At 69.5% G+C, this 7,027-nt stretch carries 5 protein-coding genes; 3 read left to right on the forward strand and 2 right to left on the reverse strand.

Going from position 1 to position 7,027, the window contains the following annotated elements; genetic code table 11:
• Positions 1-162: 162 nt before the first annotated feature.
• Together FVE89_RS15925 and FVE89_RS15930 are read left to right on the forward strand one after the other, a co-directional pair.
• The gene (locus FVE89_RS15925) at positions 163-1,143 is read left to right on the forward strand and encodes an ABC transporter ATP-binding protein (protein ID WP_160534944.1); all 981 of its coding nucleotides are present in this window, start codon (positions 163-165) and stop codon (positions 1,141-1,143) included.
• Entirely contained in the window at positions 1,140-2,120 is a 981-nt protein-coding gene (locus FVE89_RS15930) for an oligopeptide/dipeptide ABC transporter ATP-binding protein (protein WP_160534945.1), read from the forward strand. The genes FVE89_RS15925 and FVE89_RS15930 overlap by 4 nt, the downstream gene beginning before the upstream one ends.
• Positions 2,121-2,199: 79 nt before the next feature.
• Here the strand turns inward: FVE89_RS15930 and FVE89_RS15935 are convergent, their stop codons facing one another.
• On the reverse strand, positions 2,200-3,861 hold the full coding sequence (locus FVE89_RS15935; protein WP_160534946.1) for a methyl-accepting chemotaxis protein: 1,662 nt from the start codon (positions 3,859-3,861) through the stop codon (positions 2,200-2,202).
• A 960-nt stretch (positions 3,862-4,821) separates the two neighbouring features.
• Between FVE89_RS15935 and FVE89_RS15940 the strand changes: the two genes are divergently transcribed.
• Positions 4,822-5,523, forward strand: coding sequence for an AAA family ATPase (locus FVE89_RS15940; RefSeq protein WP_160534947.1), 702 nt, complete (start codon positions 4,822-4,824; stop codon positions 5,521-5,523).
• 3 nt (positions 5,524-5,526) lie between these two features.
• Here the strand turns inward: FVE89_RS15940 and FVE89_RS15945 are convergent, their stop codons facing one another.
• Positions 5,527-6,912, reverse strand: a complete 1,386-nt coding sequence (locus FVE89_RS15945) for a M20/M25/M40 family metallo-hydrolase (protein WP_160534948.1) — start codon at positions 6,910-6,912, stop codon at positions 5,527-5,529.
• Between the last annotated feature and the right edge of the window lie 115 nt (positions 6,913-7,027).

A 7,027-nucleotide genomic window follows, 5' to 3' on the forward strand; every position in this document is an offset into this window, starting at 1 on the left:
GCAGGGGGGGAGAGGGGAGCGACGGTGCAGGATCAGGCCGAGGCTTTCATGCCGACCGCGCCTCTTTCGGAACCCGCGCTCCCCTCTCCCGACTCCTGCTGACGCAGGGGCCACCCTCCCCCGCAGAGGGGGGAGGGCGCGCGCGTGGCAGGGCCGGACAGCATGACCGAAACCATCCTCTCCGTCCGCGACCTCACGGTCGCCTTCGACACCCGCCGCGGGCCGCTCACCGCCATCGACCGTGTGTCGTTCGACATCGGCCGCGGCGAAATCCTCGGCGTCGTCGGCGAATCCGGGGCCGGCAAGTCGGTGACCGGTTCGGCGGTGATCGGGCTGATCGACCGCCCCGGCCGGATCGCCGGCGGCGAGATCCGCCTGCGCGGCGAGCGCATCGACAACCTCTCGCCCGAAGCGATGCGGCGGGTGCGGGGCAAGCGGATCGGCATGATCTTCCAGGATCCGCTGACCTCCCTCGACCCGCTGTTCCGGGTGGGCGACCAGATCGTCGAGACCCTGCGCACCCACACCGACCTGTCGCCGAAGGCCGCCCGCAGCCGCGCCATCGATCTGCTGGCCGAGGTCGGCATCCCGGCCCCCGAGCGGCGCATCGACGGCTACCCGCACGAATTCTCCGGCGGCATGCGCCAGCGGGTGGTGATCGCGCTCGCCCTCGCCGCCGAGCCCGAGCTGATCATCGCCGACGAGCCGACGACCGCCCTCGACGTCTCGGTCCAGGCCCAGATCATCACGCTGCTGAAGCGCCTCTGCCGCGAGCGCGGCACCGCGGTGATGCTGGTGACCCACGATATGGGCGTGATCGCCGAGGCCGCCGACCGGGTGGCGGTGATGTATGCCGGGCGCGTCGCCGAGATCGGCCCGGTCGCCTCGGTCATCGCCAAGCCGCACCACCCCTACGCGGTCGGCCTGATGGGCGCGATCCCGACCCTGTCGCAGGAGGCCGAACGGCTGAGCCAGATCCCCGGCGCGATGCCCCGGCTCACCGCGATCCCGCAGGGCTGCGCCTTCAACCCGCGCTGCCCGAAGGTGTTTTCACGATGCCGCGTCGAGCGGCCGGAGCCGATCCCGGTCGAGGCCAGCCGGGTCGCCTGTCACCTGTACGATGCAGCGGAGCAAGCGGCGTGAGCGCCTACGTCGAGGTCACCGATCTGCGCCGCCGGTTCGACGTCTCGAAGCCCTGGCTCAACCGGGTGATCGAGCGCGAGCCGCGCAAATTCCTCACGGCGGTCGATCGCGTCGACTTCACGATCCGGAAGGGCGAGACCTTCGCGATCGTCGGCGAATCCGGCTCCGGCAAGTCGACGGTGGCCCGGATGGTGGTCGGCCTGCTGCCGCCCTCGGCCGGCGAGGTGACGATCACCGGCATCTCGATGACCGACCCGCGCCAGGCCGCCGCCCGGCGGCGCCTGCGGTCGCGCATCCAGATGATCTTCCAGGACCCCTACGCGTCCATGAACCCGCGCTGGCGGGTCGGGAAGATCATCGCCGAGCCGATCCGGGCCTTCAACCTGATCCAGGGGGAGGGGGCGATCCGCGCCCGGGTGAGCGAACTGTTGGGACTTGTCGGTCTCCACGCGGATGATTCCAAAAAGTACCCGCACGAACTCTCCGGCGGCCAGCGCCAGCGGGTGGCGATCGCCCGGGCGCTGGCCAGCCAGGCCGAGTTCCTCGTGGGGGACGAGCCGACCTCGGCGCTCGACGTCTCGGTGCAGGCGCAGATCCTCAACCTGATGCGCGACCTGCAGGACCGGCTGGGGCTGACCTACCTGTTCATCTCCCACAACCTCGCCGTGGTCCGCCACATGGCGAGCCGGGTGGGGGTGATGTATCTCGGCCGCCTCGTGGAGGTCGCCGCCGCCAGGGACCTGTTCGCCGCGCCCCGCCACCCCTACACGCGGATGCTCCTCGACGCGGTGCCCGACCTCGCCCATGTCGGCCGCGCCCGGGTGCCGGTCTCGGGCGAGATCCCGAACCCGATCGACCCGCCCTCCGGCTGCACCTTCCACCCGCGTTGCCCGCTGGCCAATGAGCGCTGCCGCGCCGAGGTGCCGGCGCTCCTCGACGGCGTCGCCTGCCACGCCGTGCAGGAGGGCCGTGCCTGACCGAGCCGGCGCCCGGGCGCGACGACCCGGCCTGGTCGGGGGCGGGGGCATCGAACCGCCCCCTCGTCCGGAGCGACCGTCAGGCCGCCCGGACCGTGGCGAGGAAGCCGGACACCTCGGCGCCGAGCTGCTCCGACTGCCGCGACAGCTCCGATGCGGCGGAGAGGACCTGCGACGAGGCCGCGCCGGTCTCGCCGGCGGCCTGCGTCACGCTGCCGATGCTGACGGTGACCGATTGGGTGCCCTGGGCGGCCTGCGTGACGTTGCGGACGATCTCCTGGGTCGCCGCGCCCTGTTCCTCCATCGCGGCGGCGACGCCGACGGCGATCTCGCGCAGTTCCGTGATGGTCACGCCGATCGACTGGATTGCCGCGACGGCTTCACGGGTCTCCTCCTGGATGGCGCTGACCTGCGCGGAGATGGTGTCCGTCGCCCGCGCCGTCTGCTGGGCCAGCTCCTTGACCTCGCCGGCGACCACGGCGAAGCCGCGCCCCGCCTCGCCCGCCCGGGCGGCCTCGATCGTCGCGTTGAGGGCCAGCAGGTTGGTCTGGGCGGCGATCCCGGAGATCAGGCCGACGACCGCGCCGATCTTCTCGGCGCCCTCGGCCAGTCCGCGCACGATCGTGCTCGACTGGGCGGCATCCGCGACGGCCCGCTCGGCCATGGCGGTGGAGCGGACGATCTGCTGGGCAATCTCGCCGATCGAGGCCGCCATCTCCTCGCTCGCCGCCGCCACGGTCTGGACGTTGGCGGAGGTCTGCTCGGCCGCCGAAGCGACGCTCACGGACTGACCCGCCGTCCGGTCGGCCGTGCGGCTCATCGTCTGGGCGGTCGCCTCCATCTCGGTGGCGGCCGAGGACAGGCCATGCGTCAGGTGGGTGACCTGGGCCTGGAAGGCGCGCGTCGCGTCGTCCAGCACCTGGGCGCGCCGCATCTTCGCGGCGTTCTCGGTCGCGGCCGCGGCATCCGCGTCGCGCTTGGCGATCATCGCGTCCTTGAACACCTGGACGGCCCGGGCCATCCCGCCGATCTCGTCCCGGCGCGCCGCGCCCGTGACGGAGGCCTCGAGTTCGCCGGCGGCGAGGCGGGTCATCGTGCCCGTCATGCCGCCGAGCGGACGGATCACCTGCACGACGATCGTGTACACGTTGTAGGCGATGCTGAGTGCCGCAAGCGCGAGGGCGGACAGCAGCACGAGACGCGACCAGCCCGCCGTGCTCTCGGAGCGCTGGTACTCCGCCTCCGCCTCACGGACCTGCCGCGCGGTCAGCTTGCTCAGCGTCGCGTTGGTGGCCTGCATGCTCTTCAGCAGGTCCGCATGCGTCGTCTCGAAATCCGATGTGCCGCCGGCGGCGAGGCGCTTGAGCATCTCGGCCACGATCGCGTCGTTCCGGTCGATCCGTCCCTGCAAGTCCTTGGCGAGGGCCTCCTCTTCCGGGGTCAGGTCGGTTGCCAGATAGGCCGACCATTCCCTGTGCAGCTTGGACATATCGCGGTCGATCGTGTCCTTGGCCTGCGCCGGATCGATCTGCCGGCTGCGCAGCAGGCGCGAGGCGTCGATCAGGTCGTCATAGGCATCGCGGATGATGCTGAACTGCCGGAGGCAGACGACGCGGTCGTCGAACACGGTCTTGAAGCTCCGATGACTCCAGTGAAGTGCGAGGTTGCCCATGGTCGCACAGGCGAGCAGGAGCAGGCCCATGACGGCCAGGAGTGCGAGCAGCCGGAGTTTGATGGTCATCGGGATCGGGAGCCTTCTGGGCAGGGGCATCCGAGGCCGCCGATGCCAGAGGTGCAAGGGCGTCGACGTCGGATTTTTTGCCATATTGAGGCCCGAAGATTAAAGTTTAGTCGATTGAACCGATGAAATTCCTAAGTGCATGCGGGTTGTCGAGCAAATGTGATCGTCGATCCGGCCTGTATGATTTCTTCTATTGTGGGTTGTTATCCTTGGGGTAGATCAACCGGCGGCCGCTGTCAGGCCACCGAGCACCGTGCCCGATCGCGTCGCGTCCGTATGGGGCGCTCGGCCTTTGTCCCGGCGCGCGCCTGCGCCGAACCGGAGCCCTTTCGGTGGAGCGCGCTCCATACTGCGCGCCAACCGAGGATGGGCCCGGCATCCTTCGGATCTCACCTGCCGCCGCGGCGGCTGCTGACAAACGCGGTCCACTGGGCGGATCCAACACATCATAAATATTTTGTTCTTGTGCTGATATTCAAGATTTCTACGGGATTAAGTTCGCGCGAATAACCACGAGAATTATATGTATATTTGTCTCGAATTACGATTTGGAATGTCTCGCGTATTGGTTGAATAGGTTGACGAACTTGCGCCGGTCGCGTTATAGACCAATCAGTATCGGGCCTGCTGCGGGCAGATCACAGAGATTCCGTGGGCACGGTTCACGGTCTTCGAAGGGATCATGGTCGAGCCGGGATTGATAGTCTGCCGGTCTCGACGCGCGTGCTCATTCCTCACGCTCGAGATCCGATCCGGAAGGCCGGCCGCCGGCTTCAGGTGTTCACAGTCCCGTCGTCATGAAGCCCGGAATACGATCATCGACGTGGAATCGCGCCTGCGCGAGTCGCCGGGCCGGGACCCTGGTCCGGGGCCGGGGCCACGGCTGTCGAGGCGCGCTGGCCGGGGTTGGCGGTTCCGTACGGGCGCGGCGGAAGCACAGGCAGGCGACAGGTGGCATGCATGGATCCTGAAGGATCCGAGATCGAGCCCGGGACCGTGCCTCGACGGGCCGCCCGGCCGCTGCGGATCCTCGCGGTCGCCGTCCAGAAGGGCGGCACCGGCAAGACGACGCTGGCCGCCTCCCTGGCGGTCGCCGCCGCGGAGGCGGGCGAGCGCGTGATCGCGCTCGACCTCGATCCGCAGAACTCCCTGGCGGGCTGGGGGGCGCTGCGGACGGGGGATTCCGTCCTGGTCGACCGGGTCCAGCCCTGGGAGATCGGGCAGCTCCCGGAGATTTTGGATCAGCTGGCCGATCAGGGCACGACGCTCGCCGTCCTCGACACGGCCGGCAGTTCCGCCGGGCTCGCGCCGGCCCTGAAGGAGGCCGATTTCGTGCTGTTGCCGGTGCGGCCCTCCCGGCTCGACATCGTGGCGGCGCGCCCGACGCTCATGGCCCTGGTCGGCCTCGGCCTGCGTGAGCGGCTGGCCCTGGTGCTGAACCAGTGCCCGCCGCTGCCCTCGCCGCGCACCGGCGCCTATGCCGAGCAGCTGCATGGGCTGGGCGTGCTGGCCGAGCCGAACATCATCCACCGGGTCGATCACCAGGACGCCCTGGCGACGGGCCTGGGTGTCACGGAATACGCCCCCGACGGCCCGGCCGCGGAGGAGATCCGGGCCCTCTGGACCTGGATCGACGCGAAGATGCGGGCCACCGCCCGCTGAACGTCAGCCCTGGCCGAGGGCCGCGAGGATCCGCGCCCAGGAGCGCGTGCCCTTGTGGAAGCTCGTCAGGTCGTACTTCTCGTTGGGCGAGTGGATGCGGTCGTCGTCGAGGCCGAAGCCGATCAGCAGGGTGTCGCGCCCCAGGATCCGCTTGAAGTCGCCGACGATCGGGATCGAGCCGCCGGCGCCGACGGTCACGGCCGGCACGCCCCATTCCTCCGCGAGCGCGGCCTTGGCGGCGCCGAGCTGCGGCATGTCGAAGGGCAGGCTGATCGCCCGCGAGCCCTTGTAGGTAATGAATTCGACCGCACAATCCGCCGGGATCCGCTCCCGCACGAAGGCCTCGAAGTTGCGCGCGAGCGCCTGCGGGTCCTGATCGTCCACGAGGCGGAACGAGATCTTGGCCGAGGCCGTGGAGGCGATCACCGTCTTGGTGCCCTCGCCGGTATAGCCGCCGATGATGCCGTTGGCGTCGCAGGAGGGGCGCGACTGCACCAGCTCGATCGGCATCCGCCCGCGCTCGCCGGCGGGCTCCTTCAGGCCGATCGGGCCGAGGAGCTTCTCCGGCGTCAGCCCAAGGCCGCGCCACTGCTCCAGCACCTCGGCGGGGCGCTCGTGCACGCCCTCGTAGAAGCCCGGGATGGTTACCCGGCCATCGGCGTCATGCAGGTCGGCGATGATCCTGGCGAGCACGTGGATCGGGTTGCGCGCCGCGCCGCCGAAGAAGCCGGAATGCAGGTCGCGATCGGCGCAGGTGACCTTCACCTCGAAATAGGCGAGGCCGCGCAAGCTGGAGGTGATGGCCGGGGTGGCACGGTCCCACATGGTGGTGTCGCAGACCAGCACCACGTCGCAGCCGAGTTTTTCGCGGTTGGCCGCGACCCATTCGGGAAGCCCCTGCGAGCCGCTCTCCTCGGCGCCCTCGACGAGGATGGTGACGCCGCAGGGCAGCTCGCCGCTCATGGCGATGTGGGCGCGGCAGGCCTCCACGAAGGTCATCACCTGGCCCTTGTCGTCGGAGGAGCCGCGCCCGACGATCTTTTTCCCACCTTCCCCGTCCTGGGCGATGTGCGGCTCGAAGGGGGGCGTCTTCCACAGGTCGAGGGGATCGACCGGCTGCACGTCGTAATGGCCGTAGAACAGGACGTGCGGCGCCCCGGGCTTCGGCCTGTGGGCCAGCACCACCGGGTGGAGTGAGGTCTCCTCCACCGAGGTCTCGAAGCCGAGCGCGGTGAGATCGTTGGCGAGCCAGGCGGCGGCCTCGCGGCAATGGCCGGCATAGGCGGGATCGGTGGAGATCGACGGGATCCGCAGGAAGGCGAACAGCCGCTCCAGGGCGTTCTCCAGATCGGCGTCGATGTCGTTGAGGATCGCGTCGAGCGCGGCCATCGGGGGCTCCGGGGTTTGTTCGCAGGACGAGGGTTAGAGCCTCTCACAAAACTCCCGCTGCGCTGTCGCGGCCAGAGGGAAATATCCGGTGCTCGGGAGTTTTGTGAGGAGCTCT

The sequence above is a fragment of the Methylobacterium sp. 2A genome, from assembly GCF_009806555.1.
Taxonomy (GTDB): Bacteria; Pseudomonadota; Alphaproteobacteria; order Rhizobiales; family Beijerinckiaceae; genus Methylobacterium.